Origin of the sequence: Nocardia sp. NPDC059154 (assembly GCF_042755705.1) — a bacterium.
In the GTDB taxonomy this organism is placed as follows: Bacteria; Actinomycetota; Actinomycetes; order Mycobacteriales; family Mycobacteriaceae; genus Nocardia.
In genome coordinates this window covers 13,466-39,133 of sequence record NZ_JBHZCS010000052.1, presented here as the reverse complement: position 1 = coordinate 39,133, position 25,668 = coordinate 13,466, and the positions used below count along the sequence as shown (strand labels likewise).

Below are 25,668 nucleotides of genomic sequence, written 5' to 3'. Positions count from 1 at the left end.
GACCGGCCGTTCATCCGCGACGTGGTCGAAGACTTCAGCAAGTGACCTAGCCCGTCTCGGTGGTCATGGACCTCGAGGGTCGGGCTCGGGTGGCGTGGATCATCACCGACCACGGTGAACCGTATCCTGGTGTGGTGCTTGCGCTTTACAGTGCTGCGGTCGCCCTTGTCACCGGTGCTACGTCGGCGTGGTTGAGCTACTATTTCGGCTCGCGGAAAGAGCTCTTCGCTTGGCAGCGGGAGCAGGCTCTGCGGTGGGATGGCTCGCGGCGAGAGGCGTACTCCGCGTATGCGGCAGCCGTCAAACGTGAGGTCCGGATCCACGTCAAGATGGCTGCTTCCAAGCATCCTGAGCTCTGGCCCGGCCATGAGGTGCTGGATATTTCGACAGGGTGGCCACTTTTGGTGACTGCGGAAGACGAGCGGGCTGCGTTGCTGGAGTCGATTCTGCTGCTGGCCGATGGGCCGACTGTGGCTGCGGCTCGTGAGTGGCAGCAGAAGGTGTGGGAACTCCGCCGGCTGCACAATGACACGTCGATCACCGCGGAGTCGGTGCGGCAAGCGCTGGCGGGAACTTCCGATGCGCGAGACCGCTTTTACGCGTGTGCCCGGGCTGATCTGGGAATCCTGGCCCCGCTGCCGAGCCCGGCGCCGCTTCCGCATCAGAGGGAGGTCACCAGTTCAGCTGAGGTGGAGCCAGGCCTCAGCGATCATGCTCCCTCGGCTTGACCGGCGGCAGATCCGGCAGCGGCAGGACCGCACGGCGGGCATAGGTTTCCTCGGGATGGATCGTGATGACGTCCAGCCGCCGCACCAGTGAGCTGGGTATCTGCCCGTCGGTGAAATGCTCCGGTCCGGGAACGATGACCGCTTCCGCGTCGAGGCGGGTCGCCTGGGCCTTCAGCCGGGCCAGCGGCGGCCGGCCCGATTTCGGGTCGTAGACGACCACCTCGGCCAGGTCGTAGCCGTAGCGCTCGGCGAGCCTCCGCACCTGGGTCTCGTCCCAAAGCTGGCCCATCCCGGACACATCCGTCCGGAGATAGCCGAGACATGTTGGCTTGTATCGCATGATCACCCCTGACTCCTGGTGTCCGTCGAGCGCGATAGTTCCGTAGAAGTCCACATAGAACCCGGCACAGTCGTCGTCCTCTCCCCCAGCGTCCCGGAGTTCGATCAGACCACCTGGGAACTCGAAGAGCCTTGCACTCCTCCACATCTCGATCTCCCGTCTGCCGTTCGATTGGCAACTCAGGACCGGGAGATACACGTCCGAACCTGAGCGCCTGCCCCGACGGTACGAACACGAGCCTGGCGGGAGCCATCAGTGTGCTCGACTTTGCTGCAAATCTTTCACGTTGGCCCACGTCCGAGCTGACCGGGGAACTATGGTTGATGCACGGGAAAACCTGCGCACACTGCTAGACAGGGGGCAGCATCATGCGCCTTTCGTTTCTTGGTAGGGGCGGTTCCGATGTCGGGCAATGCCCAGCGCTCTACCTCACCGATTGCGGCACCTATGTCGTCGTGGGGTGGATGACCGATCGGCTCGAGACCGTGGAGATCCCACACCTTCTACTCGGTTTCCTCGCGCCCGACACTTTCATCGGCGTGGCTCTTTCCGACACGGGCCGGGGAACGTTCACGCTGACCGGAAATCCGATGTGCGACCCAGAGATCGTGGACGAGCTCGCTATGGAACCAAACGAGACAGCGATCGAGGTCCCAGTGGCGGAGAGGAGCTTCTACGGTGCTACTACTGCCGCATGATCCGCCCGACTGGGTGAGCCTGTTCCGCGACTGCAAGCACGACGCGTTCCATCTGGAAGTCAGGGACGCCTATGCGGTACCGCAAGAGTCCGAACGGTTCCGCCGTTTCCTGGCCGGCGAGCCCGCTCTCCCGGATGAACACAAGGACCGATGGAACAACCTGATCCGAGAGACCACCGGCCGAGGGGTCGTCGTCAGCAGGATTCGCGTAGTCACCGAACCGATTACCGACTACCACCGCTGGCTGCTGTCGGTGACCCACACCAACACGACAGCCGGTGAGGACATCCGTTATGTTCCCAGGCAACTCGCGGGAACAGTCCCGACGGACGACTGGTGGCTCATCGACAACGAGAGGGTTGTCTACAACCTGGTGAACGAGAACGGGAAACCGGCGGGACTCGCGGTGACGACCGATCCGGGAATCGTCGCATACTCCCGCGGCGTGAAGAACCGACTGTGGGAGCTGAGCACGCCTTTCGCCGAATACGTCGAGAACGAGCACGCCCGACAGTGACGAGCGGCGTTCAAGATGCGAGGGAAGCTCTCGGGCTACGTCTGCGGGAGCTTCGCCTCAGGGCGAGTCTCACCGGGCGAAGGTTGGCTCGGCTGTGCGGTTGGCATGAGTCGAAGGTCAGCAAAATCGAATACGGGCGAATCACACCGACCGATGCGGACATCCGGGCCTACTGCCTGCACACCGACGCGGACAATCAGGTGGCGGATCTGCTGGCAACCCTTCACACGATCGATACCGCTTACCTCGAATGGCGACGCATCCTCGGCACCGGATTGAAGCATCGTCAACAGAAAGCGCTGAAGCTCGAAGCCGACGCAATCCACATTCGCGACTACCAGCCACAGATCATCCCCGGCCTTCTCCAGACCGCGGAATACGCAGAAGCGAAACTACGGCGCGGCATGGAGTTCCATCAGATACCCGACGATGTCGACGAGGCAGTATCGAAACGCATGGAACGCCAACGCATCCTGTACCAGCGGCACCACCTGTTCCACTTCCTCATCGCTGAGCAAGCGTTGTACACCACGGTCGGCACCAACTCCATCATGATCGGCCAACTCGACCGGTTGGCCACCATCCTCGGGATGCCCCGCGTCACCCTCGGAATCATCCCGGTAACCGCTGAGGCGCTGGTCGTTTCGACGAACTTCGCCATGTTCGACAACCGCCTCGTCATGGTGGAAGGAACGGCGGCGGAGCTGACGATTACTCAGCCCCGAGAGATCGCGACCTACAGCCGGGCGTTCAAAGGGCTTGTCGGCCAATCGGTAACCGGCGAACCGGCTCGAGTGCTGATCCGCAACGCCATCGAGTCACGGTCCGGTTAGGCGAAGGCCAGCCGCCGCAGCACCTTGTGCGCCGGTTCCCGATGCGATCACTGCCGGCTGGGAATTCGATCGTGCGGCGGGTGGGGGCGTGTGGTCCAATCGGGGCGTGATGATGTTTGCGCAGGGCTGGTGGCCGCTGTCTCAGCGACTTTGAACTGTGCGTTTGGGCCGCCACATCGGGCGGCCATGATTCGTGTTCTGCGGCTTCCTGTTCCGGTCGGTGTGGCTGATTCGAGAGGAAGAGATTGCGGATGGGTTTCGGGGATGACGCGGGCTTCGGCAATGAGGTGGGCGGATTTCTGATCACCTCGCGGGGGCTGGATGAGTATCGGGCGATGTTCGGTCTCGGGGCAGCAGATCTCGGGGGTCGGATCCTCGATTGCCCTGCTGGGGCGGCGAGCTTCGCCGCCGAGGTGGCGGGGTTCGGGGGTGATGTGACCGCCTGTGATGCAGCGTATTTCGAGGTCGATGGCCTCGAGGTCGGGGAGGTTTGCCGAGCCCAGACCGATCTAGGCGACCGGTACGTCCGGGCCCGTACGGGCGACTACTGCTGGACGTTCTTCGCCGATCCGGATGATCACCATCGGCGGCGGCGCTCGGCGGTCGAACTCTTCGTCGCCGATCGGCAGCGAAATCCGGATCGATATGTTCCTGCGGAGCTGCCTCGACTTCCGTTTCCTGACAACGCCTTCGACTTGGTGCTGAGCTCACGTCTGCTCTTCTCCTATGCCGACGGGCTCGGATTCGACTTCCACGTGCGCGCGATCACCGAGCTGGTCCGGGTCAGCCGCGGCGAAGTGCGGATCTTCCCTCTGGTGCCCACCGGATCGGCAGAGGTCTATTCGCGGTTGGATGAACTGCGCGGCGACCTTCTGGAACTCGGTATCACCAGCGACGTCGTCGAGGTCGAGTACGAATTCCAGATGGCGCCGATCAAATGATGGTGTGCCGCACGGACCCTCGTGACAGTGAGTGATCGCGTCCGAGCCCAGGCATTGAGGGCGCTGAGGATGTTGGGACGGGCCCTTCCAGAGTTGGGCTTCCCAGCAGCATCCGTCAGCGGGCCAAGGGCCGGGCGTTCGCGAGGATCGCATCGACCGTTTCGCCGACGGTGAGGTCGGAGCTGTCGAGCCACAGACCGAGGGGCGGGGTTTCGGCGCGCAGGACGCTGTCCAGGTCGTTTACGGTGAAGGTTCCGTACGCGTTCTTCGGGCGGGCGGCCTCGCGCCGCGCCACCGCGTCCGGACTCGGCGCGAGCACCACGACGTAGAGCGGATCGGTGCGGATCCGGCCGATCAGGTAGGGCAGCAGGTCGCCGAGCACGACATCCTGCACCACCGCCGTGAACCCCGCCGCCGCGTAGGAGTCGGCCACCTCGGCGGCGAGGCGGTGCCGCAGGCGGAGCTGTTCGAGCGCTTCGGGACTCGGATCGGGGGTCATGTCGGCGCGCCCGCCCACCAGGAAACGCCGGAAGATGTCACCGCGCACATGGGCCGAGCGCGGCAGCCGCTCGGCGAGGGCCTGCGCCACGGTCGATTTCCCGGCGGCTTGAATACCGGTGATCAGATAGACGGCGGCGGATTCACCAGGACCGGGCATGGTCCGGACGGTAGCCGACGGGCCGCCACGTCCGCAGCGACATTTCCGCTCCCGGCGAGTCGCCCGACTCTCCGGCCGTGAGTAACAGCGCTGAGTACTTCGGCGGATTCGGCGTGCCGCGTCGGTCAATACTGTTGCGGTGTCGGCATATTCGGGAGGAAAGGCGGCACGGCGATGAACTCTCCGCACTGGCAGGGGTCCGAGGCCTCGCGACGGGCGGTTCGGGCAGCCCAGGAATCGGGACGGCTGGCACGCGGCGGGGGCGGTGGCGGAGCCGGCGGCGGGTGCTTGACGAGCACTGTCCTCGCACTGCTGATCGTCCTGGGTCTCGCCGCGCCGATCGCGTGGCGGATTCTCACCGAAGCCGGCCTCTAGCGCCGGCCGGCGCTGCGCGACACATCGAGCCGTTCGCCCACGCGGCACCGGCCTCCAGCTCCGAAACGGTACGGACACGCGGGTGATCACTTGCCGTATTCGGGCACACACGGAGCCCGGGTTCGCCTAGCGTGAGCGGGGTTGACGTCGAGAGGGGTCAAGAATGCGGGCCGGGATGCTGAGCGTGGCGGAGCTGGTGGCGCGGGTCGAGGCGGGAACGCTGGACACGGTGCTGGTGGCCATGACCGACATGCAGGGGCGATTACAGGGAAAGCGTTGTTCGGCACGGTATTTCGTGGAGGAGGTGCTGGATCGGGCGACGGAGGCGTGCAACTATCTGCTGGCCGTCGACGTGGAGATGACCACGGTCGAGGGCTACGAGATGTCCTCCTGGGACACCGGCTACGGCGATTTCGTGCTGCGCCCGGACCTGGGCACGCTGCGGCTGGTGCCGTGGTGGCCGGGCACCGCGCTGGTGCTCTGCGACGTCGAGCAGGTGGACCCGCACGGCCGGCCCGGGCAGCCCGTGGCCGCCTCACCACGGCAGGTGCTGCGCGCCCAGCTGGATCGCCTGGCCGAGCGCGGCCTGTCCGCCTATGTCGGCACCGAACTCGAATTTCTCGTCTTCGACGACACCTACGAGTCCGCCTTCCGCAGCGGCTACCGCGATCTCACCCCCGCCAACCAGTACAACGTCGACTACTCGATGCTCGGCACCGCCCGCATCGAACCGCTGCTGCGCCGCATCCGCACCGACATGTCCGGCGCGGGAATGTATGTCGAGTCCGCCAAGGGCGAATGCAATCCCGGCCAGCACGAGATCGCCTTCCGCTACGACGAAGCCCTGGTCACCTGCGACAACCACACCATCTACAAGACCGGTGCCAAGGAGATCGCCGCCCAGGAGGGCCGCAGCATCACCTTCATGGCGAAATACAATGAGCGGGAAGGCAATTCCTGCCACATCCACCTGAGCCTGCGCAACAGCGCGGGCGAGCCGGTCTTCGCCGACGGCGACGACCCCTCGGCCCTGATGCGCCACTTCATCGCGGGCCAGCTGGACTGCCTGCGCGAACTCACCTACCTGCTGGCCCCGAACATCAACTCCTACAAACGATTCCAGGCCGGCAGCTTCGCGCCCACCGCCCTGGCCTGGGGCCGCGACAATCGCACCTGCGCCCTGCGCGTCGTCGGCCACGGCCCGTCGCTGCGCCTGGAGAACCGGATCCCGGGCGGCGATGTGAACCCGTATCTGGCGGTCGCCGCGGCCATCGCGGCCGGTCTGCACGGCATCGAGCAGCAGCTCCCGCTGGAGCCGGAGTTCCACGGCAACGCCTACCGTTCGCACCGCCCGCGCGTCCCGCACACCCTGCGCGAGGCCGCGCAGCTGTTCGGCGACAGCAAGATCGCCCAGAAGGCGTTCGGTCCGGAGGTGGTGCGGCACTACCGCAATGCCGCGCAGGTCGAGCTGGACGCCTTCGACGCGGCGGTGACCGACTGGGAGCGGATTCGTGGCTTCGAACGACTCTGACCCCGGCCGCCGGCCCGTCATCGGCCTGCCCACCTACTCCGAACGCACCCGCTTCGGCCACTGGGACGTCGACGCCGCGGTGCTGGCCCGCACCTACGTCGACCTGACCGAACGCGCGGGCGGCATCCCGGTCCTGTTGCCGCCCACCGGAACTCCGCGCCCCGAGCTCGTCGACCGCCTCGACGGCCTGGTGCTCACCGGCGGCGCGGACCTCGATCCCGCCCGCTACGGCGCGCCACCGCATCCCGCCACCCGCGGACTGCGCCCCGACCGCGACGAGTCCGAGTTCGGGCTCTTCGCGCTCACCCGCGCCGCGGGCCTGCCGGTCCTGGCCGTCTGCCGCGGACTGCAAGTGGTGAACGTCGCCCTGGGCGGCACCCTGCTGCAACACGTCCCGGATGCCGTGGGGCACACCGACCACTCCCGCTCCCCCGGCGTCTTCACGGTCAACACCGTCAGCACTGTTCCCGGCAGCCGCCTCGCCGCCATCGTGGGCCCCGAGGCGAAGGCGCACTGCCACCACCATCAGGCCATCGGCACGCTCGCCCCCGGCCTCACCGCCACCGGGCACTCAGCGGACGGCATCATCGAGGCCGCGGAGACCCGCGACGGCCCGTTCCTGCTGGGCGTGCAATGGCATCCCGAGGAGAACCCGACCGACCTCCGCCTCATGCGGGCCCTGGTCGACCATGCGGCACAGTACCGAAAGGAGCGCACCCCGTGACAACCACCGACATCGTCAATCCCGCCACCGAGCAGGTGCTGGCCACCATCGCCGCGGCCGACACGGCCGCCACCGACGCCGCCATCGAACGCGCGCACCGGGCGACGGCGAGCTGGCGCGCCGTCACCCCCGGCGACCGGGCGCGGCTGCTGCGCCGCTTCGCCGAGGCGGTGGACGCCGAGATCGAGCAGCTGGCCCGGCTCGAGGTCAGCAATGCCGGCCACACCATCGGCAATGCCCGCTGGGAGGCCGGCAATGTCCGCGACGTCCTGCACTACAGCGCGGGCATGCCGGAACGCCTGCTGGGCAATCAGATTCCGGTCCCGGGAGGGGTGAACATCACCTTCTGCGAGCCGCTGGGCGTGGTCGGCGTCATCGTGCCCTGGAACTTCCCCATGCCCATCGCGGCCTGGGGCTTCGGTCCCGCGCTGGCCGCCGGGAACACCGTGGTGCTCAAACCGGCCGAGCTCACCCCGCTCACCGCCATCCGGCTCGGCGAGCTCGCCGTGGAGGCGGGCCTGCCCGAGGACGTCTTCCAGGTGATCCCGGGTCGCGGCGCGGTGGTCGGGGCCCGCTTCGTCACCCATCCGGCCGTGCGCAAGGTGGTGTTCACCGGTTCCACCGAGGTGGGCAGGCAGATCATGGCCGGCTGCGCCGAGCAGGTGAAGCGGGTGACCCTCGAATTGGGCGGCAAGAGCGCCAATATCGTGTTCGCCGACGCGGACCTCGAGCGCGCCGCCGCCACCGCGCCCTACGGCGTCTTCGACAATGCCGGTCAGGACTGTTGCGCCCGCTCCCGGATCCTGGTGCAGCGCAGCGTTTTCGACCGTTTTCTGGGACTGCTCGAACCCGCGGTCCAGGGCGTGCGGGTGGGCGATCCGTCCGACGAGTCGACCGAGATGGGCCCCCTCATCTCCGCCGCCCACCGCGACCGCGTCGCCGGATTCCTCGAACCGTCGACCAAGGTGGCGTTCACCGGCGCCCGCCCCGACGGCCCCGGATACTGGTTCGCCCCCACCGTCGTCCTCCCGTCGAGCCCCGAGGACCGGGTGCTCACCGAGGAGGTGTTCGGCCCGGTGGTGGCGGTGGTGCCCTTCGAGGACGAGGCCGACGCCCTGCGCATCGCCAACGACACCGCCTACGGCCTGTCCGGCTCCATCTGGACCAGCGATGTCGGGCGGGCACTGCGGGTGGCCCGCGGGGTCGAGGCCGGGAACCTGTCGGTGAATTCCCATTCCTCCGTGCGCTATTGGACGCCGTTCGGCGGATTCAAGCAGTCCGGGCTGGGCCGCGAACTCGGCCCCGACGCCGCCCGCGCCTTCACCGAGACCAAGAACGTCTTCCTCGCCACCGAGTAACCCGCCCCTCATCGAAGGAGATACGTTGCAGCGCTTACAGGATCGAGTCGCGGTCGTCACCGGCGGCGGCAGCGGCATCGGGCTGGCCACCGTCCGGCGTTTCGCCCAGGAGGGTGCGAAGGTCGTGGTCGCCGATATCGACGCCACCAGCGGCGAGGCCGCCGCGGCCGAGGCCGGCGGGCTCTACGTGAAGGTCGACGTCACCGACGAGGAGCAGGTGCGGGACCTGTTCCAGGCCGCCGTCGACAGCTACGGCGGCCTCGACATCGCATTCAACAACGCGGGCATCTCACCGCCGGAGGACGATTCGATCCTCACCACCGGCATCGACGCCTGGAAACGGGTGCAGGAGGTCAATCTGACCTCCGTCTACCTGTGCAGCAAGTACGCCATCGAGCACATGCTCGAACGCGGCCGGGGCTCGGTCATCAATACCGCGTCCTTCGTGGCCGTCATGGGCGCGGCCACCTCCCAGATCTCCTACACCGCCTCCAAGGGCGGCGTGCTGGCCATGAGCCGGGAGCTGGGAGTCCAGTTCGCGCGCCAGGGCATTCGCGTGAACGCGCTGTGCCCCGGACCGGTCAACACTCCCCTGTTGCAGGAGCTGTTCGCCAAGGATCCCGAACGCGCCGCGCGCCGCCTGGTGCACATTCCCGTCGGGCGGTTCGCCGAGCCGGAGGAGATCGCCGCCGCCGTGGCCTTCCTCGCCAGCGACGATTCCTCCTTCATCACCGCCTCGCAGTTCATGGTCGACGGCGGTATTGCGGGCGCGTACGTGACACCCCTGTAGCGCAACGGTTTTCGGGCGCTGCGGTTCAGGCGCCGACGGGGTCCTGGTCGACCTCCGGCGGCTCCTCCACGGTTCGTCTGGGCCCGGTGAACCAGCGCCGGGCCGAGACGAACCACCAGACGGCGATCGCGCCCACCACCCCGACCAGGGTGAGGGGCGCGTAATTCACCGCGTTCCAGGTGAATCCGTCCACCCACGGATACCCGTGATCGTCGGTCGGCAGGATGAACAGCACGCTGATGATCACGATCCAGACCAGCGCGATGATCCCGATCGGCCGATACCAGCGGCCCAGCTGCCACGGCCCGGCCTGGAATCGGTTGCCGCGCAACAGCCGCAGCAGCACCGGAATCCCGTAGGCGATGTACAGGCCGATGGTGGCCACCGAGGTGGCGGCGGCGTACGCGGTCGGGGCATTGGCGGCGGGCACCAGCATCGACGGAATCAGCAGGATGAACGCGAACACCGAGACGAAGAAGACCGCGTTCACCGGCACCCGGCGGGCCGACAGCTTCGCCCACAGCTTGGATCCCGGCACCGCGCCGTCGCGCGCGAAGGCGAACAGCATGCGGGAGGCCGCGGTGACCGAGGCATAGCCGCAGAACAATTGGGCGACGGCGGCAATGATCAGCAGCAGCCCCGACCAGAACGAATTCAGCGAATTCTGCAGGATGTAGATGACCGGATAGCCGCTGTTCTTGGCCGGATCCAGCGCATCGTCGAGATTCGGGATCGCGAACGTCACCGCCATGATGAGCAGATAACCCGCGACGGCCGACACCACAATGGTGTTGATGATCCCCTTGGCCGCCATGCGCGAGGCGTCGTGCGTCTCCTCCGACATGTGCGCCGACGCGTCGTATCCGGTGAACGTGTACTGCGCGTGCAGCAGCCCGAGCAGGAAGCTGAACGCCACCCCGCCGAACCCGATCGCGCTGTTGTCCACGGTCTTGGTGAACACGAAGCCGATGCTCTGGTGGTGGCGCACACCGAAACCCAGCACCACCACGAAGATGGCCACACCGCCCACATGCCACCAGGCCGACACATTGTTGATGACCGCCGACAGGTGCGGGCCGATGATGTTCAGCACCGCGTGCAGCACCAGGATCCCGGAGAACACCGCGAAGATGGCAGTGCGGTCGGTCCCGATATCCCATCCGATCACATTCAGCACCACGGTGGTGAAGATGGCCGCGCCGTAATCGATGGCCGCGGTCACCGCGATCTGCCCGATCAGGTTGAACCATCCGGTGAACCAGCCCCACACCGGCCCGCCCAGCTCCGAAGCCCACCAGTACAGTCCGCCCGATGTCGGATAGGCCGAGGCCAATTCGGCCATGGCCAGCCCGACGAACAACACCATGACCGAGACCAGCGGCCAGCCCCATGCCATGGTTATCGGCCCGCCATTGGACAGGCCGATCCCATAGCTCGCCAGGCCGCCGGTGAGAATCGAGACAATGGTGAAACTGATCGCGAAATTGGAGAATCCGGACCAGGATCGCGCCAATTCCTGTTTGTAACCGAGTTCGGCGAGCCGCCGTTCATCATCGGATCGAGGCTGGGTTGCGGTCATGCTAGCTCCCGAGTGAAAACACCGCCCTCACACGGCGTTTGCCAGGAGCCCAGTGTGCGGTAATCCAGTGCCGAACCGCAGGCCAACGGGCAAACTAGTCGCCCGGTTCGGAAACCCCGAGGGGCTCGCGGCGCAGGACCAGCTTGGTGGTGTGCGCCGTGTACGCCGCGGGCGCGTCCTCCCGAGCGGCGGTCATCGTGGTCACGATCTCGGCCGGAATATCATGGTGGGCAACGAAATCCAGCACCTCTGGCAGGATGGGCCGGACATTCGAGACGCCGATCTTCACGGTCGCGTCGGTGGCGTACATGTGCATGAGCGGGACCTTTGTCCCCACCGGCAGGTAGTAGCCGACCGGCTGACAGCATCCGCCCGGCCCGAGCGAACGCAGCGCGAGATCGACTCCCGCCGCCGTGAACGTGCCCTCCACCGCGATGTCGTAGTCGCGGCGCGGGGCACCCACACCCGCAGCGCCTCACTCTGACCGCATCTACGTGCTCCTTTGCTTCCGGCCGACCGCCTATAACAGTCGTTATAATCGATGGACGATACTCTATGACAGTTGTTATAGACAAGGAGGAGCGGTGGCGGGGACGCCGGGCGAGGCCGCGGATTCGCGCGGCAAACTCGTGGCCGGGGCGGCCGACATGATCCGGCGGCGCGGCCTGAACGCGACCAGTGTGCGCGAGCTCGCCAAATACGCTCGCGCGCCACTGGGTTCGACGTACCACTACTTCCCCGGCGGCAAGACCCAGCTCGCGACCGAGGCGGTCACCTTCGCCGGGGATCTCGCGGCGACCCTGCTCGCCGGCGAACTGGACCAGGGGCCGATCGAGGGGATGCGCGCCTTCCTGCGGATGTGGCGGAAGGTCGTGGTGGACACCGACTTCCGGGCCGGGTGCCCGGTACTGGCGGTCGCCGTCGAGGACTTGCCCGAGGCCGAGGACGCACCACGCGAGGCGGCCGCTGCGGCCTTCAGCCGCTGGACCGAACTGCTGACCGACTCGATGTGCGCCCACGGGGCCGAACGCGCCGAGGCCGAGCGCACGGCCACCCTGATCGTCGCCGCCGTCGAGGGCAGCGTGGCCATGTGCCGCGCACAGCAGAGCACGGAGCCCTTGGATCGCATTGCCACTCAGCTGGAACCGCTTGTGCGGTCGACAATTACGCGCGACCGAACTTGAGATCCCAGCTCCCGCCCGAAGCGCGCCGATCCGTGCCGCAGGGAGCAGGGTGGTGAATCAGACCGCGCGAAGTCCCGCCGCAGTGACCGATACCAGCCGTCCCACCGCGGCCTCCGACGTCGCGTCGGCCGCGGCCGACAGGGCGTGCAGGCAGTAGGCGGCCAGTTCGTCGGGCGGGACGTCGGTGCGCAGTTCGCCGGTGGCGGCACCTTCCTCGATCAGCTGCCGGAGCAGGGCGCGCAGCTGGTTCAGGGCGGCGACGATGTGCTCGTCGGGATGGAGGAATCTCACCAATTCCCGGTCGTGGCTACCGGTTTGGCGGGTGATGTGCGCGTAGGCGGTGAGGACGGCGTCGAGGCGGCCGCTCGCGCTGCCCTCACCGTCGCGGACCTTGACCAGCTCCCCGAGGTGGGCCTCGATCCGGCGGGCGTGCCAGGTGCGCAGAATGGTCTCGACATCCGGGAAGTACTTGTAGAGGGTGGCCCGTCCGATGCCGGCGCGAGTGGCGATCTGCGACATGGTCACCCCGCGCAGCCCCTGTTCGAAGGCCAGGGCCGCGGTGGCATCGAGGATCGCGTCCCGCACCTCGCGGCGATGGGCGTCGATCGTCTCGTTCCACAGCTTCGGCACGGCTCAACCATACAGACTGACACCCCTGTAGACACCGACTCTTGACCATAGACACAGTGTCTCGATAAATTCGAGGCATCAGGTCCCGGCCGGCCCTCCCGACAGGAGAATTCCGTGTTCCCACCCATCGACGACCCCCACCCCGAATACCACGACCCCAACGCACCCGACACCCTGTACGCGACGAAACCGCCGTGGGACATCGACCGCCCCCAGCCTGCCTTCACCGCCCTCGCAGAGGCCGGTGCCCTGCGCGGCCGGGTCCTCGACCTCGGTTGCGGCACCGGCGAACACGCGTTGCTCGCCGCCGGCCTGGGTCTCGACGCCACCGGGATCGACCAATCCGCGCAGGCGCTCGAACTGGCCCGGCACAAGGCGGCGGAACGCGGCCTGCAGGCCCGGTTCGTGCGCCACAGCGCGCTGGACCTGGCCACCCTCGGCGAGACCTTCGACACCGTGCTGGACTGCGGCCTGTTCCACCTGTTCGACGGTGCGGACCGCATCGCCCTGGTCGACGGCCTGGCCACGATCCTTGCGCCGGGCGGACGCTACTTCCTGCTCGGCTTCAGCGATCGCCAGCCCGGCACCTGGGGTCCGCATCGCCTGAGCCGCACCGATATCGAGTCCGCCTTCACCGATGGCTGGCGACTCGATTCCCTCGAACCTGCCACCCTCGACATCCTTCCCAGCCCGACCCCGGTGGCAGCCTGGCTCGCCGCCCTCACCCGGCAGTGATTCCCATGCCCGCACTCGAATCCCGTGTCCCCACCGACCGATCGGCCCGCTACCTACGTCAGTTCCGCACCCACGCCGAGGCCATGGCCTCCCCGCGCGGCCACCGCGTCCACGCCGGCAATCCCCGGGCCGCCGGCGAGATCCACCTGCGCGTCGAAGGCACCGATACCCGCACCACAGCCCATTTCGACCCCTGGGGCCACTGCACCCTCACCGCCGAACCCGAGGCACTCGTGGTGCGCATCGACGCGACCGACGCCACGGCCCTGCGCCGCATCCGCGACATCCTCACCCGCGACCTGACCCGATTCGGCGGCGGCTCCCTCACCGTCGACTGGCGGGACCCGGACTGACCGGCCTTCAGGCCAATCCGGCGCGCAGCACGAGAATCGCTATCTGCGTGCGGTTTTCGAGACCCAGCTTGGCGATGACGCGGCTGATGTGCACCTTGACCGTGGACTCGCTCATGTGGAGGGTACGGGCGATCTCGGCGTTGCCCGCACCCGTGGCGACGGCCCGCGCGACCTCGCGTTCCCGATCGGTGAGCTGGGAAAGCTGGGCGAGCGCGTCCGGTTGCTGTGCGCCCGGACCCTGCGTGAAGGCGGTGAGCATCCGTTTGGTGATGGCGGGGGCGAGGATGGCGTCACCGGCGGCGACCACCTCGACGGCGCGGGCGAGTTCGCGGGGCGGAGTGTCCTTGAGCAGGAAGCCGGCCGCGCCGGATTCCAGTGCGGCGTAGACGTATTCGTCCAGTCCGAAGGTGGTCAGGACGACCACCGCCGGCGGCGTGGGGAGGCCGCGGACCCGGCGGGTCACCTCGAGACCGTCCACGTGCGGCATGCGGATATCGGTGACCACCACATCCGGGCGGTGCCGGTGCACCAGGTCCACGATGGCGCGGCCGTCGCCGTCCTGGGCGACCACCTCGATATCGCCACCAGCCTCCAGGATCATGGCGATGCCGGAGCGCACCAGTTCCTCGTCGTCGAGCAGCACCACCCGGATCACGAAACCTCCTTCACCACATCGTCATTCGTCGGCCGTCAGCGGGAACGTCGCGTGCACCCGGTAGCCGCCGGCCAGCGGACCGGAATGCACGGTCCCACCGGCGAGTTCGACCCGTTCGCGCATGCCGAGCAGACCGAAGCCGGAACCCTGGGCAGCCAGGGCGGTTCGCTCACCGGGGCCGTTGCGGACATCGACGTCGAGACGATCGTCGGTGATGGTGAGCGCCACCCGTACCTCGGCCCCGGCCGCATGCTTGGCGGCATTGGTCAGCGCCTCCCGGACCAGTCGATGCGCGGCCCGGCCGACCGGTCCCGGCACCGGCGGCAGGTCCGGCGGCAGTGACAGGTCCACCTGTTGCCCGGCGGCGACCGCCTCGGCGACGAGCTCGGCAATGGCGCCGAGGTCGGGCACGGGCCGCAGCGGCGCTGCCTCCCCACTGTCGCGGGCGCGCAGCACGCCGAGCAGCTCCCGCATCTCGGTCAGGGCGCGCGATCCGGTGGCGCGGATGGTGCCGGCGATCTCGGCGGGCTTGCCGTCGGCGGACACCTCGAGCGCCCCGGCCAGCACGGTGATCTGCGAAATCCGGTGCGCCACAATATCGTGCAGCTCCCCCGCGATGCGCAGGCGCTCGGCCTCCACGGCCGCCGCGGCGCGCAGGTCGCGTTCGCGTTCGGCCTGCTCGGCGCGTTCCCGCAGGGCCGCAAGGGTTTCGGCACGCTGGTTGGTCCACAGTCCCAGCAGCAGCGGCAGCGCGAGCCCGACCGTGAGGAGGACGCCACGGTGGACGAACAGCTCCCACCAGCTGCCCGCGCCCCAGGGCACCACCGCCACGATCACCGATGCGAGCGCCGCCAGCCAGGTCGGGCGGCGGTTGCCGTAGCTCCGGGCGACCGTGTAGATCGCCAGCAGCATGGGCGCGAACGCGCCGACCAGCAGCTGCCCGAACAGCGCCACCCCGAGCACCGGCAGCGGCCGGAAGCGCCGCGCCAGCAGAGCGATACCGGCCACGACGGCCACCGGCGGGCCCGCGGCGGCGGGCAGCAGGCCGATCGCGGAGGTGTGCACCTCCTCGAAACCGGTCGCGCCGAACAGCGCGGCGAGCACGACATCGAGGATCGCCGTGCCGATCCGTCGCGTCGTGCTCATTCCGGCAACCCTAGTCGGGCCCGGCATTCTCACACGTCACGGCGCGCGAGCAGTACGCGTCCGAGTGCCAGCAACCCGGCAGCCACCAGCGTCAGCGGCAATACCAGCAGGGCGGGATGCCCGGTACCGGGCTGCACCAACTGCCCGGCGGACAGGAAGGGCATCACCTTCGGGCTGACGCCGGCCAGCACCGCGCCGGTCTCCACCACGGTCGGGAAGCCGATGGCCACCACCATGGCGACGGTCGCATTGCGGGTGATGGCGGCGATGCCCATACCGGCCAGGGCGGCGAGCGTCAAGTACACCGGCACTGCGGTGAAAGCCCTTGCCAGATGCGAGGTTTCGGCCGATAGCGTCGAGGTCAGCAGCTGCACGAGCACGGTCACGCCCACCAGCGCGAGGCCGTAGAGGGCGGCGAGCACGCCCACCGTGAGCGCCTTCGCCGCCAGAACCCGGCCCGGCCGGCGCACCGTGAGCACGGTGGTGGTGATGGTGCCGTAACGGTATTCGTGCCCGAAGGCATTGACCGCCACCGCGGTGGCGAACAGGGTGGCCAGCAGCAACGGCAGCCCCGAGACCGACGCGACGAATTGCTCGCTCGGCGTGGCGTAGTCGCGGGCCGCGGACAGATAGGCGATGAAGGCCTGCAGGGCCAGGCCGAGCGCGAGCAGCGCCCAGGTGGAGCGCAGGGTGGCGAGCCGGGTCAGTTCGTAGCGAATGGCATTGGACATGAGCGGAATTCCTGTTCGATGTCAGGCGACAACGTGGCCGCGGTACTGGGCGGAATCTGCGGTGGCCTGGAAGTAGGCGTCCTCCAGGCTGGTGCGCGCCTGGGTCAGCTCGGTGATCAGCAGCCCGGTGCGCAGGGCCAGGGCGGCGACACCCTGCCGGTCGTGACCTTCGACGGCCACCGTGCCGTCCGCCTCCACCCGGGCGCGGAACCCGTGGCGGTTCAACGCCTTCGCGAGTTCCGCGGGCCGATCGGTGCGCGCCGTGATGCGGGGCGCGGAGTTGCGGGCGACGAACTCGCGCACCGATTCCGCAGCCAGCAGCCGCCCGGCGCCGATGACGACCAGCGAATCCGCCAGGTGCGCCATCTCGTTCAGCAGATGAGAGGAGACGAAGATAGTGCGCCCCTGGTGCGCAAGCTCTTTCAGCAGATCGCGCAGCCAGCGCACACCCTCGGGGTCCAGCCCGTTGGCGGGCTCGTCCAGGATCAGGGTGGCCGGATCACCCAGCAGCGCGGCCGCCAGACCCAGCCGCTGGTGCATCCCGAGGCTGAACCCGCCCGCCCGCTTCCCGGCCACATTGCACAGGCCGACCAGGCCCAGCACCTCCTCCACCCGGCCCTCGCCGATGCCCGCTCCGGCGGCGATCATGCGCAGATGCCCGATGGCCGTGCGCTTGGGATGCACGGCGCGGGCATCGAGCATGACGCCGACCGAGCGCAGCGGATCGGTCAGCTCGGCGTAGGGCTGCCCGTCGAAAAGGGTGCGGCCGCTGCCGTGATCGAGGCCCAGCATGAGCCGCATGGTGGTCGACTTCCCGGCCCCGTTCGGACCGAGGAAGCCGGTCACCACGCCGGGCCGGACATCGAAGGACAGGTTGTCCACCGCCGGTACGTCCCCGTAGCGCTTGCCGAGCCCACGCGCCTGAATCATTCGTTCACCTCGTATCGGAAGGGCGACGCCCGCTGCGTCACCGTGTCTGCTCCGACGATTCCGGCGCGGCGTGGCGCGGCCATCAGCCGACAGCACACGGCGAGGTACCACTTTCGGCTTACGTCCGGGTCGATGAGTGTCGCGGAGCGGACGATTCTCTTGCTCGGCCGCTGATGGCCATCCGTGGCTCGGTGGACGCATTCACCCTCACCCTGATCGTGGCGGGCACGGTGGTGTCCCTGGTCACCGGCGATCCGCGCACCCTGCTGGTCCGGGACAGCTGGCTGTTCGGGGCGCTGGGCCTGTGGACGCTGGGCACGCTGTTCACCCAGCGGCCCATGATGCGCAGCTTCGCCCGCACCATCGTCACGGTGAAGATCGGCGAGGCGGGGTATCGCGAATGGGATACCCGCTGGGACAACGACTCCCGCTTCCGCCATCAATTGCGCGTGCTGACCGCGTTGTGGGGCACGGTGTTCACCCTCGACGCCGTCATCCGGGTGGTCTTCGCCTACGCACTGCCCCTCGACGCCGTTCCCCTGGCCACCACGCTGCAATGGCTCGTGGTCCTCGCCGGGCTGATCACCTTCCACATCGTCTACGTCACCCGCAACGGGCTGAAGGTCTGAAACACGGAAGGATTTGCCGGTCGCTGAGGCGAATTGACCGGCGCGGTGGCCGAAAATTGTGTCAGCCCCCTCGACAGAACTTCTGCCTTTGCGCCGTAAAGTGATACGTTTTCTCTATGGCCGGTTCGGCCGATAACACTTAATGCGCATCAGGGAGATGCCGTGTCCAGAGCTGTGAAAGCGACCGCCGCATGGGTTTGCGGGGGAATTCTCGGGATTGTTGCCGGTTTGTTCGGGGCGGGCGGCGCGTACGCCGACGACGCGGGCGGTCCCGCCCAGGTCGGCGACACCGTGTATTTCAGCATGGGCGAGTGGAACTGTTCGATCGGCGCGGCCGGCGCGGTGGGGTGTGATCTGACGGTTCCGGCCGCCACCATGAATGTGCTCTATGCCGGGGCGCAGGTGCCGTTCTCGAATGTTCCTGCCATTGCCATCGATTCGACCACGCTGCCCGCGCATCCCGAGTGGAATTCCAACGGCAGCCACACCCTCGCGGGCGGAAATCCGGGTCTGGCCCCCATCGCGCAGGTGAGCGGACACGATCCGCAGTTCTCGATTACCCATGCCGGCGCGACCTGTCAGATCACCTTCAATGGCTCGGCCGTGTGCACGTCGATGGGGCACGGGTTCAGCCAAAGGGGACCAGTGCCTTTCGGCTACTGATCCCCTTCGAATCACGTGATTACCGGTACCAGACGCCGGAATCCCAGTCGCCGTAGTCCCAGACATTGAAATCGTAACGACCATGTGCTCCCCCGAAGAGGTAACCCCACCAGCCGGCCGAAGTGTCGCAGATCTGGTCGTCGTGGTTGCACACCGTCAGAACCGGGAAGTCGCCGAACCAGTCGTCGACGCCGGCCAGCGGATAGCCGATGATCCCGTTGCCGGGAGTCGAGGACAGTCCGCCCCAACCCGGGCCGGGGGCCCGCTTGGGATCCGACAGCAGAATGGCATTGGCATTGTCGACGTCCTGGTGTGCGGTGACCCAGGCGTGCACGATGCCGGCGCCCTCACTGTGCCCGATCAACCGGATGTGGTCGCCCGGGCATTCGTTGCGGTGCTGCCAGAACAGTCGGTCCAGTTCGTTCAACCCCGACATCGGGTCGGCGGAGTTGTATCCGACTGGCTGATCGACGTACGGGATGAAGATGGACGAGGTGTTGTCGCCGAGTCCGCCGATGCCGATCGCCCAATCACCGGTGCAGACATCGGCATTGGCCTTCGGGGCCGCCAGGTGTGTGATGGAAAAGAGGATGGCCAACAGTAATGCGGCGAAGAGCGCCGTTGCTCTACGCATGGTCGTAACTTTCTTTATTTGTGTAACCTCCGGGTCGGGCCCGGCTTGCGCATGATGTACCCAGAAATTGCTGGGGTTCTTGATTTCTGGCGAAACAGTTACACACGCACTGTTCTTCTTGGCCGTACCGCGATGTCAGCGGGCCGCGTGTGCACGACCCGGCGAGCTTGCCGGGCATTGACGCGTGGGCGTTCGGCCATCAGTCGGACAGCACGCGGGCAAGTCGCGGCCGAATCCGGTGTGCCGGTGCGAAACTCCCGTAGCCGAGGATGCGCTGCGCGAAATCGGCAGTGCCGCCCGGCTCAGTGGCGCAGGCGGACCAAGGCGATAGGGCACTCGCTGCCGTGCAGCAGCGCGTGACCGGTCGAGCCGAGCGCCATACCGGGATAGCCACGGGTGCCGTGACTTCCGACCACCAGCAGTTGCGCACCGGCGGCGGCATCGAGCAGAACGCGGGCGGGACGCCCTTCCTTCACAACGGATTTCACCTCGACGCCCGGATAGTCCCGGGTATTGCGATCGAGCATGCGCGTGAGCAGCTGGACCGCGTCGTCGTACGAGCGGGTGTCGCTGTCCCCGGACACCTCCCACGCCTGGACCGCGATCAGCGGCACTCCACGCCGGGAGGCCTCGTCGAAGGCGATCTCGAGTGCGCGGGCGCTGTGCGGCGACCCGTCCACGCCGGCCACCACGGCCCGGTCCGACAGCCCGTCCGTCTCACCGGGAACCACCACCACCGGCCCCTGCGCATGCCGCGCCACACCGGTGCTGACCGACCCGAGCAGGCTGCGGTGATAGGCGCTCATCCCGCGCACGCCGACCACCACGTAGTAGGCGGTGGCGGCGAGCTCCGCCAGCACCATGACGGCCGGGACATCGACGAGGAAGGTGCGGATATCGCGAATCTCGCGGTCCCCGGCGGCTTTCCGCGCGATCTCGGCGGCGGCGTCGAGAGCGGCCTGGGCGGTGTCGCGCAGCCGATCGTGCAGCAGCCGGACCGGGCTCTCGTCCAGGGGCGATTCGCCGCCCGCGGGCACCGCGAACACCAGGTGCAGGGCCGCGCCGCGCAGGGCCGCGTCCACGGCGGCCCAGCGCACGGCGTGCAGGGCGGACTCGGAGGCGTCGACACCGACCACGATCGGCCGGTCGAGACTGTAGACAGGCACCGCGTTCGGCCTCCCTCCGGGTGGAAAGTACCTTCCGCGGGCGATCCTACGAGCCGACCGGACGGTCTCCAGGTCGACTCGCCGTGGGCAGTCCGACGATGAACAGCGGCTGATCGGGGTACATCTGGGTGGACTGATCCCGCAGGATCTGCCACAGCAGCGCATACGGTTCACCGCTCTCGGCATCGCGCAGGCGCATGACCGTCGGCGACCCGGTGAGGCTGTAGTGCTCCTCGGTCCACATGCGCCGGAAGATTTCGAAGCGGCCGAACTCGGTCAGCAGCCGGGCATCGTCGTCGGCCCCGCCGACGATGGCCATCACGCCGCGCAGCGTGGCGATCGCACGCCGCAGATCGGACGCCCAGGCCGGAAGCACCGCACGCGCGGCCGGATTGGTGAGCATCCACCGCAGATAGTTGCCGTCCTCGCCGACGCCCGGGAAGGTGCGCAGATGAGCGGTATTGGCGGCCAGCAGATTCAGATACCGGTCCAGGTAGGCCGCGGGGTGCGGGAGGTGGGCGGCGAGAATGCCCGGCACGTCCACGGCGATCGGGCCGCGGACCGCGGCCGGGTGCTGCGGCAGGGCGGACAGTTCGAGCAGATGCCGGTATTCGACCGGGGTCACCGGGCCGACCTTGTGCAGATAGCGCACCATGGCCGTCAGCACCTGCTCGGTCGGGTGGTCGCGGTCGCCGCGTTCCATGCGCGTGATGTAGCTGACGCTGACACCCGAGCCGAAGGCCAGCCGCTCACGCGAGACGCCGCGTTGTTCCCGCAGCCGCCGCAGCGTACTGCCGAAGCTCGGCGGTTCCACCCGCCCGAACACCGACCCGGAATCGCCGGAAGTCACGTCACCCATATCCCGCCCCGTAAAAAATTCCACCCGCCTGGATGGACCTCGATCAGTGGCTACTGCCTAGCAGCCTGCTCTCCTGTCGGCAAATCGAGAATCCGGAAGAAATAGGGGCAGAGCAGCGAATTACCAGTATCGGGACCGACTCACTCGCCGCCCGCGGGCGCGGCGACGGCCGCCGCGGCGGCGGGAAGGTCTCGGCGCGAACGATATTCGCCCCGCCAGCGCAGGAACCCGAGCACCACGAGCAGGAAGAACAGACCGTAGACCGCGCCCGAGGCGTACAGGCCGGATTTCATCGCGAGCAGCACACCGACCAGATCGACGAGCATCCAGATGATCCAGAAGTCGGTCAGGGCCCGGCTCTGTGCGAAGGTCGCGATGGCGCTGCCGACGAAGACATAGGCATTGGCCCACGGGGACCAGGCGATGTGCAGCCAGCCGAGGTGGGCGAACGCCTCGGCTACCGCGACCGTGCCGACCGCCAGCAGAGCCAGCAGCGTCAGGCGTTCGCGGCGGGTGGCGGGCCGGACCATCAGATCCCGGTGCTCGGAGGTGCCGCGCCGCCAGGCCAGCCAGCCGTAGCCCGCGAGCCCGATGAACAACAGCTGCTTGAGCGCATTACCGGGCACGTGGGCGTGCACCGACGCCGCCAGCAGCAGGACCGCACCGGCCAGCTGCACGGGCCACGTCCACATGGTCTTGCGCATGGCCAGCCACACCACCGCGAGGGACAACAGATTGCCGACGGCGTCGGTCCAGAGGACGTGTTCACCGAACAGGTCGAATCCGGCGTTCACCGGGCCTCCTCCGCTGCCTGCCGAGCACAGCTGCCGGATCCGGGTCCCGGGCGTGCGTTCTGTCGTCGTCCGGAACCACCGTGCCACAGCCCGATATTCCCGCCACCGTCCCTCCCCGATCGGAGACCGGCGCGGCACAGGTATGGACCGCCGGCATTGATGCCGACGCCCCGGAACGGTAAGGGTTCCGCTTCGAAAAGGTGCACGGTGCGCGGCGGATCTACGAGGTACCAGCCGATCAGGATGATCAGATCGATCGCGGACAGGATATTCGACGCTGTGAATTGCAGCCAGATGATGGATCCGTGGTGGATTCCGGCTGACTTCGCGCGGCGGAATGACCTTGTGCGCCCGCGTGAGTACGTTGGCGGATATGCGCACCGAAGGTGATTCCTGGGATATCAAGACCAGTGTTGGATCCACGGCATTGTTCGTGGCGGCTGCCCGGGTGCTGGGTGGCCGCGCGATCGATGCGCCAGCGCACGATGAGTTCGCCGAGCTGTTCGTGCGGGCCGCGGGCGGGGAATGGGCCGAGCTGCTGGCGGGCCGTTTGCCCGAACACCCGCTGCTGGCACCCGAGTTCGGGGTGCAGTTCCAGCAGCATCAGATCTCTCGCACCCGATATTTCGACGATTACATGGCCGCCGCCTCCTATGCGGGGGTGCGTCAGGTGGTGATTCTGGCGGCCGGCCTGGACTCGCGCGCCTACCGGCTGGCGTGGCCGGACGGCACCGTGATCTACGAGCTCGACCGCCCGCAGGTGCTCGACTTCAAACGGGACACGCTCGCCGCGGCCGGGCACCGGCCCCGCGCCGAGCGGCACGAGGTGGCGGTCGATCTGCGCGAAGACTGGCCGAAGGCCCTGCGCGACAGCGGATTCGATCCCGCCGCACCGACCGCGTGGCTGGTGGAGGGCCTGCTGATCTATCTGACGCCGGCTGCGCAGGACCAGCTCTTCGATGCCATCGTGGGGCTCAGCGCGCACGGCAGCCGGGTCGCCATCGAGCAGATGGATCCGCTGCCCGCGGAGTCGGTCGCCGAGATGACCGGGGAGGGCGAGACCGGCGCGGACTGGGTGGACATGATCTACAACGAGCCGCGCAGCGACGCCACCGAATGGTTCACCGCCCGCGGCTGGACCGGTGAGCGCGTCAATCTCACCGACTACATTCACGACCTCGGCGGCACTCCGCCCGACAATCCGCGACAGCAGTCGCTGATCAATCTGGTCACGGTCATCCGGCCCTGACCCGGCTCGGCCCGGATCTCGCGCGGTCCTGGTGTCACAGTGGCACGCTGTCCAGGGCCGCGCGCATTTCCGCGAGCACCAGCGGAAGTCCTTCCGGGGCAGGCGATCCCAGCGCGATGCGCAGCCCGTGCGGCACGTGCGCGGTGGTGGCGAACGCCTCGGCGGTGCAGACGCGAATGCCGCGCCGGGACAGTTCGGCGGCGATCCGGTCCATGCGCTGGTCCGGATCGATGGGCAGCCACGCGAAGAACGAGCGCGGGTGGGCGATCGGATTCCGATCGCCGAGCTCCCGGTGCAGGATCCGCTGATGCTCCTGCGCGGCAACGCGACTCGCCTGTTCGAGAGTGTCGACGGTGCCGTCGGCAAGCCAGCGGGTGGCCAGGGCGCTGGTCAGCCCGGGCGGACCGGCCATGGTGGCGCGCAGGGTGCGGGCCAGGGCGGGCGCGGCCACGGGCGGGTGGACCAGCATGCCGAAACGCAGTCCGGCCGCGACGCTCTTGGACAGGCTCGACACCCAGAAGGTGCGCTCCGGGGCGATCGCCGCCAGCGGTGGCGGGGCCGGATCGGCGAGAAAGGCGTAGGCGGCGTCCTCGATCAGGAACAGATCATGCTGGCGCGCAACGGAAACGAGCGCTCGCCGGCGGTCGCTGTCGATCACCCAGCCGAGCGGATTGTGCAGGGTCGGCATCGTATAGACCGCGCGCACCGGCCTTTTCGCACACAACAGTGCCAGGGCGTCGGGGTCCGGGCCGTTCCCGGCCGCCGGAACCGGTGCGAGTGTGAGCCCGTGCGCCTGGGCCAGCAGCTTGAATCCGGGGTAGGTGAGCTCGTCCACGGCGATCACGTCGCCGGGTGAGAACATCGCTCGCACAATCAGATCCAGCCCGTGCTGCGCCCCGGCGGTCACCACCACCCGCGCCGGATCGACCTCGATTCCCCGCCGCCCGAGGAACCCGGCGACTGTCGCGCGATCGTGCGGCCGCCCGCCCGGCGGCTGCTGCCGCAGCAGGGCGTCCAGATCGCCGGAGGCCGCCAGCTCGCGTAAACCCGTGCGCAGCAATTCCTCCCGACGCGGCGACAGCGGCTGGGTGAAGGCCAGATCCGCCCACACCGTCTCCGCGCCCGGCCCGTACGCGACCGCGGCCAGCCGCACCGACCGATCGCGCACGAAGCTCCCCCGCCCCGGTTCGCCGACCACCAGCCCCGCCCGCTTCAGTTCCGCGAACACCCGGGTCGCGGTGGCCACCCCGATACCGTGCTCGGCCGCCAGCTGCCGATGCGTCGGCAGGCGCTGTCCCGGCGCCCAGCGCCCGTCCCGGATCTGCCCGGCGAGGGCGGCGGCGACATCGGTGTAGGTCCGCATCATCCGACTGTACCTAGGACAATTTCTTGATCGTCCTGACCCGGCGTCCTACCGTCCGTTCCCATGACGATCGCGACCACCGAAGTGCCCGTGCTGGACTACCTGCGCGCGCAGCTCGACGGCACCGGAACCGACGGCCTGACCTGCCAATTCCATTACCCCACCGCCATTTCCCGCACCCTGGGCATCCGGCTGGTGGCCATCGACCCCGGCCGCGCCACCGTCGAGATGGACACCGATCCCGCCCGGCACGGCAACCAGCAGGGCACCGTCCACGGCGGCCTGCTCACCGAACTGGCCGATGCCGCCATCGGCACCGCCCACTCCGCCGTCGTGGGTCCCGGCGAAACGTTCACCAGCATCGATCTCCGCGCGGTCTTCCTCCGCCCGGTATGGCAGGACACGCTGCGCGCCACCGCCTTCCCCACCCACTCCGGCCGCACCATCACCCACTACCAGTGCGATATCACCCGCGCGGACGGCAAGCCGGTCGCCACGGTGACCAGCGTCGTCACCACCCTGCGAGGCGAACGCTCCCACGGCCGCTGAGTATCGGAGAATCTTGGCGAGTATCGGAGAATCTATAGCGGCGGCCACGGCCCGATGGAGGACCTCGCGGTGAACGCCGGCGGCAGGTCACCGTTCGCCGGATACCGGGTGGCAGCGTTCACCAATGCCGAAGAGACACAGGCCGGATTCGCCGACAAGGCCCAATGGCTCCTCCAGGACCGCCTCATCGCCCTCGGCGTCGACTACCGCGAAGCCGAGCCGTTCGCCCCGCACATCGAGGTGGACCGCAACCTCTGCACCGGTCAGAACCCCGCCTCCTCGGTCCCGCTGGCCGCAGAACTGCTGAAGGCGCTCTGACCGACTTT

Annotated in this window: 32 protein-coding genes; 18 read left to right on the top strand and 14 right to left on the bottom strand. The window is 68.1% G+C overall.

All coding sequences use genetic code 11. The features are described 5' to 3' along the window. The first annotated feature begins 89 nt into the window (after nt 1-89). On the top strand, nt 90-728 hold the full coding sequence (locus ACFXN1_RS35220) for a hypothetical protein (RefSeq protein WP_379438308.1): 639 nt from the start codon (nt 90-92) through the stop codon (nt 726-728). Here the strand turns inward: ACFXN1_RS35220 and ACFXN1_RS35215 are convergent. Beyond that, the gene (locus ACFXN1_RS35215; RefSeq protein WP_379463773.1) at nt 703-1,017 is read right to left on the bottom strand and encodes a hypothetical protein; all 315 of its coding nucleotides are present in this window, start codon (nt 1,015-1,017) and stop codon (nt 703-705) included. The genes ACFXN1_RS35220 and ACFXN1_RS35215 overlap by 26 nt on opposite strands. A 515-nt stretch (nt 1,018-1,532) precedes the next feature. Here ACFXN1_RS35215 and ACFXN1_RS35210 point away from each other — a divergent pair. From ACFXN1_RS35210 to ACFXN1_RS35195, 4 genes are all read left to right on the top strand, one after another. Further along, the gene (locus ACFXN1_RS35210; protein WP_379438311.1) at nt 1,533-1,766 is read left to right on the top strand and encodes a hypothetical protein; all 234 of its coding nucleotides are present in this window, start codon (nt 1,533-1,535) and stop codon (nt 1,764-1,766) included. After that, nucleotides 1,747-2,283 carry a DUF6879 family protein gene (locus tag ACFXN1_RS35205; RefSeq protein WP_379438313.1) on the top strand — a complete coding sequence of 179 codons (537 nt, stop codon included), beginning with the start codon at nt 1,747-1,749 and terminating at the stop codon, nt 2,281-2,283. Before ACFXN1_RS35210 ends, ACFXN1_RS35205 begins: the two co-directional genes overlap by 20 nt. Then, the gene (locus ACFXN1_RS35200; RefSeq protein WP_379438314.1) at nt 2,280-3,116 is read left to right on the top strand and encodes a DUF5753 domain-containing protein; all 837 of its coding nucleotides are present in this window, start codon (nt 2,280-2,282) and stop codon (nt 3,114-3,116) included. The genes ACFXN1_RS35205 and ACFXN1_RS35200 overlap by 4 nt, the downstream gene beginning before the upstream one ends. Before the next feature lie 251 nt (nt 3,117-3,367). Next, nucleotides 3,368-4,057, top strand: a complete 690-nt coding sequence (locus ACFXN1_RS35195; protein WP_379438316.1) for a methyltransferase domain-containing protein — start codon at nt 3,368-3,370, stop codon at nt 4,055-4,057. Between the two features lie 115 nt (nt 4,058-4,172). On the opposite strand, the gene ACFXN1_RS35190 is transcribed toward ACFXN1_RS35195, so the two are convergent. Next, a complete protein-coding gene (locus tag ACFXN1_RS35190) occupies nt 4,173-4,715 on the bottom strand; it encodes an AAA family ATPase (protein WP_379438317.1) in 543 nt (180 codons plus the stop codon). A 174-nt stretch (nt 4,716-4,889) separates the two neighbouring features. Between ACFXN1_RS35190 and ACFXN1_RS35185 the strand changes: the two genes are divergently transcribed. The 5 genes from ACFXN1_RS35185 (at nt 4,890) to ACFXN1_RS35165 (ending at nt 9,493) form a co-directional block, all read left to right on the top strand. Beyond that, on the top strand, nt 4,890-5,090 hold the full coding sequence (locus ACFXN1_RS35185) for a hypothetical protein (protein WP_379438319.1): 201 nt from the start codon (nt 4,890-4,892) through the stop codon (nt 5,088-5,090). A gap of 163 nt (nt 5,091-5,253) precedes the next feature. Beyond that, nucleotides 5,254-6,621: a glutamine synthetase family protein gene (locus tag ACFXN1_RS35180; protein WP_379438320.1), complete on the top strand. Its 1,368-nt coding sequence runs from the start codon at nt 5,254-5,256 to the stop codon at nt 6,619-6,621. Continuing rightward, nucleotides 6,602-7,345 (top strand): gamma-glutamyl-gamma-aminobutyrate hydrolase family protein, encoded by a 744-nt coding sequence (locus ACFXN1_RS35175; protein WP_379438322.1) that lies wholly within the window; start codon nt 6,602-6,604, stop codon nt 7,343-7,345. The genes ACFXN1_RS35180 and ACFXN1_RS35175 overlap by 20 nt, the downstream gene beginning before the upstream one ends. Beyond that, on the top strand, nt 7,342-8,703 hold the full coding sequence (locus tag ACFXN1_RS35170; protein ID WP_379438323.1) for an aldehyde dehydrogenase family protein: 1,362 nt from the start codon (nt 7,342-7,344) through the stop codon (nt 8,701-8,703). Before ACFXN1_RS35175 ends, ACFXN1_RS35170 begins: the two co-directional genes overlap by 4 nt. A gap of 10 nt (nt 8,704-8,713) precedes the next feature. Beyond that, the gene (locus tag ACFXN1_RS35165) at nt 8,714-9,493 is read left to right on the top strand and encodes a 3-oxoacyl-ACP reductase (protein WP_379438397.1); all 780 of its coding nucleotides are present in this window, start codon (nt 8,714-8,716) and stop codon (nt 9,491-9,493) included. A 25-nt stretch (nt 9,494-9,518) separates the two neighbouring features. On the opposite strand, the gene ACFXN1_RS35160 is transcribed toward ACFXN1_RS35165, so the two are convergent. Then, nucleotides 9,519-11,072, bottom strand: coding sequence for an amino acid permease (locus ACFXN1_RS35160; protein ID WP_379438325.1), 1,554 nt, complete (start codon nt 11,070-11,072; stop codon nt 9,519-9,521). A 94-nt stretch (nt 11,073-11,166) separates the two neighbouring features. After that, nucleotides 11,167-11,535, bottom strand: coding sequence for a hypothetical protein (locus ACFXN1_RS35155; protein WP_379438327.1), 369 nt, complete (start codon nt 11,533-11,535; stop codon nt 11,167-11,169). A gap of 121 nt (nt 11,536-11,656) precedes the next feature. Here ACFXN1_RS35155 and ACFXN1_RS35150 point away from each other — a divergent pair, with 121 nt between their 5' ends. Beyond that, a complete protein-coding gene (locus ACFXN1_RS35150; RefSeq protein ID WP_379438329.1) occupies nt 11,657-12,256 on the top strand; it encodes a TetR/AcrR family transcriptional regulator in 600 nt (199 codons plus the stop codon). A gap of 57 nt (nt 12,257-12,313) precedes the next feature. Here the strand turns inward: ACFXN1_RS35150 and ACFXN1_RS35145 are convergent, their stop codons facing one another. Then, a complete protein-coding gene (locus ACFXN1_RS35145) occupies nt 12,314-12,886 on the bottom strand; it encodes a TetR/AcrR family transcriptional regulator (protein WP_379438331.1) in 573 nt (190 codons plus the stop codon). A gap of 114 nt (nt 12,887-13,000) precedes the next feature. Between ACFXN1_RS35145 and ACFXN1_RS35140 the strand changes: the two genes are divergently transcribed. Beyond that, entirely contained in the window at nt 13,001-13,621 is a 621-nt protein-coding gene (locus ACFXN1_RS35140; protein ID WP_379438333.1) for a class I SAM-dependent methyltransferase, read from the top strand. Between the two features lie 5 nt (nt 13,622-13,626). Continuing rightward, the gene (locus tag ACFXN1_RS35135) at nt 13,627-13,974 is read left to right on the top strand and encodes a DUF2218 domain-containing protein (RefSeq protein ID WP_379438335.1); all 348 of its coding nucleotides are present in this window, start codon (nt 13,627-13,629) and stop codon (nt 13,972-13,974) included. A gap of 7 nt (nt 13,975-13,981) precedes the next feature. Here the strand turns inward: ACFXN1_RS35135 and ACFXN1_RS35130 are convergent, their stop codons facing one another. The 4 genes from ACFXN1_RS35130 to ACFXN1_RS35115 are packed head-to-tail and all read right to left on the bottom strand — an operon-like array spanning nt 13,982 to nt 17,436. Then, a complete protein-coding gene (locus ACFXN1_RS35130) occupies nt 13,982-14,629 on the bottom strand; it encodes a response regulator (protein ID WP_379395307.1) in 648 nt (215 codons plus the stop codon). Nucleotides 14,630-14,650: 21 nt separating this feature from the next. After that, complete coding sequence (locus ACFXN1_RS35125) at nt 14,651-15,775, bottom strand: sensor histidine kinase (protein WP_379463772.1); 1,125 nt, start codon at nt 15,773-15,775, stop codon at nt 14,651-14,653. A gap of 29 nt (nt 15,776-15,804) precedes the next feature. Then, the gene (locus ACFXN1_RS35120; RefSeq protein WP_379438338.1) at nt 15,805-16,506 is read right to left on the bottom strand and encodes an ABC transporter permease; all 702 of its coding nucleotides are present in this window, start codon (nt 16,504-16,506) and stop codon (nt 15,805-15,807) included. Between the two features lie 21 nt (nt 16,507-16,527). Next, nucleotides 16,528-17,436: an ATP-binding cassette domain-containing protein gene (locus ACFXN1_RS35115; RefSeq protein ID WP_379438340.1), complete on the bottom strand. Its 909-nt coding sequence runs from the start codon at nt 17,434-17,436 to the stop codon at nt 16,528-16,530. A 191-nt stretch (nt 17,437-17,627) separates the two neighbouring features. Here ACFXN1_RS35115 and ACFXN1_RS35110 point away from each other — a divergent pair, with 191 nt between their 5' ends. Next, nucleotides 17,628-18,065, top strand: coding sequence for a VC0807 family protein (locus ACFXN1_RS35110; protein ID WP_379438341.1), 438 nt, complete (start codon nt 17,628-17,630; stop codon nt 18,063-18,065). Nucleotides 18,066-18,227: 162 nt separating this feature from the next. Beyond that, the gene (locus tag ACFXN1_RS35105) at nt 18,228-18,728 is read left to right on the top strand and encodes a hypothetical protein (protein WP_379438343.1); all 501 of its coding nucleotides are present in this window, start codon (nt 18,228-18,230) and stop codon (nt 18,726-18,728) included. A gap of 19 nt (nt 18,729-18,747) precedes the next feature. On the opposite strand, the gene ACFXN1_RS35100 is transcribed toward ACFXN1_RS35105, so the two are convergent. From ACFXN1_RS35100 to pnuC, 4 genes are all read right to left on the bottom strand, one after another. Beyond that, the gene (locus ACFXN1_RS35100; protein WP_364624593.1) at nt 18,748-19,362 is read right to left on the bottom strand and encodes a cutinase family protein; all 615 of its coding nucleotides are present in this window, start codon (nt 19,360-19,362) and stop codon (nt 18,748-18,750) included. 302 nt (nt 19,363-19,664) lie between these two features. Continuing rightward, nucleotides 19,665-20,528, bottom strand: a complete 864-nt coding sequence (locus ACFXN1_RS35095; RefSeq protein WP_379438344.1) for a universal stress protein — start codon at nt 20,526-20,528, stop codon at nt 19,665-19,667. Nucleotides 20,529-20,574: 46 nt separating this feature from the next. Beyond that, the gene (locus ACFXN1_RS35090) at nt 20,575-21,387 is read right to left on the bottom strand and encodes a helix-turn-helix transcriptional regulator (protein WP_379438346.1); all 813 of its coding nucleotides are present in this window, start codon (nt 21,385-21,387) and stop codon (nt 20,575-20,577) included. 140 nt (nt 21,388-21,527) lie between these two features. Next, the gene (pnuC, locus tag ACFXN1_RS35085; protein ID WP_379438347.1) at nt 21,528-22,181 is read right to left on the bottom strand and encodes a nicotinamide riboside transporter PnuC; all 654 of its coding nucleotides are present in this window, start codon (nt 22,179-22,181) and stop codon (nt 21,528-21,530) included. A 373-nt stretch (nt 22,182-22,554) separates the two neighbouring features. Between pnuC and ACFXN1_RS35080 the strand changes: the two genes are divergently transcribed. After that, the gene (locus ACFXN1_RS35080; RefSeq protein ID WP_379395327.1) at nt 22,555-23,430 is read left to right on the top strand and encodes an SAM-dependent methyltransferase; all 876 of its coding nucleotides are present in this window, start codon (nt 22,555-22,557) and stop codon (nt 23,428-23,430) included. Between the two features lie 34 nt (nt 23,431-23,464). Here the strand turns inward: ACFXN1_RS35080 and ACFXN1_RS35075 are convergent, their stop codons facing one another. Further along, nucleotides 23,465-24,793, bottom strand: coding sequence for a PLP-dependent aminotransferase family protein (locus ACFXN1_RS35075; protein ID WP_379463771.1), 1,329 nt, complete (start codon nt 24,791-24,793; stop codon nt 23,465-23,467). A 63-nt stretch (nt 24,794-24,856) separates the two neighbouring features. Between ACFXN1_RS35075 and ACFXN1_RS35070 the strand changes: the two genes are divergently transcribed. Then, entirely contained in the window at nt 24,857-25,342 is a 486-nt protein-coding gene (locus tag ACFXN1_RS35070) for a PaaI family thioesterase (protein WP_379438350.1), read from the top strand. 69 nt (nt 25,343-25,411) lie between these two features. Then, nucleotides 25,412-25,660, top strand: coding sequence for a hypothetical protein (locus ACFXN1_RS35065; RefSeq protein WP_379438351.1), 249 nt, complete (start codon nt 25,412-25,414; stop codon nt 25,658-25,660). Nucleotides 25,661-25,668 lie beyond the last annotated feature (8 nt).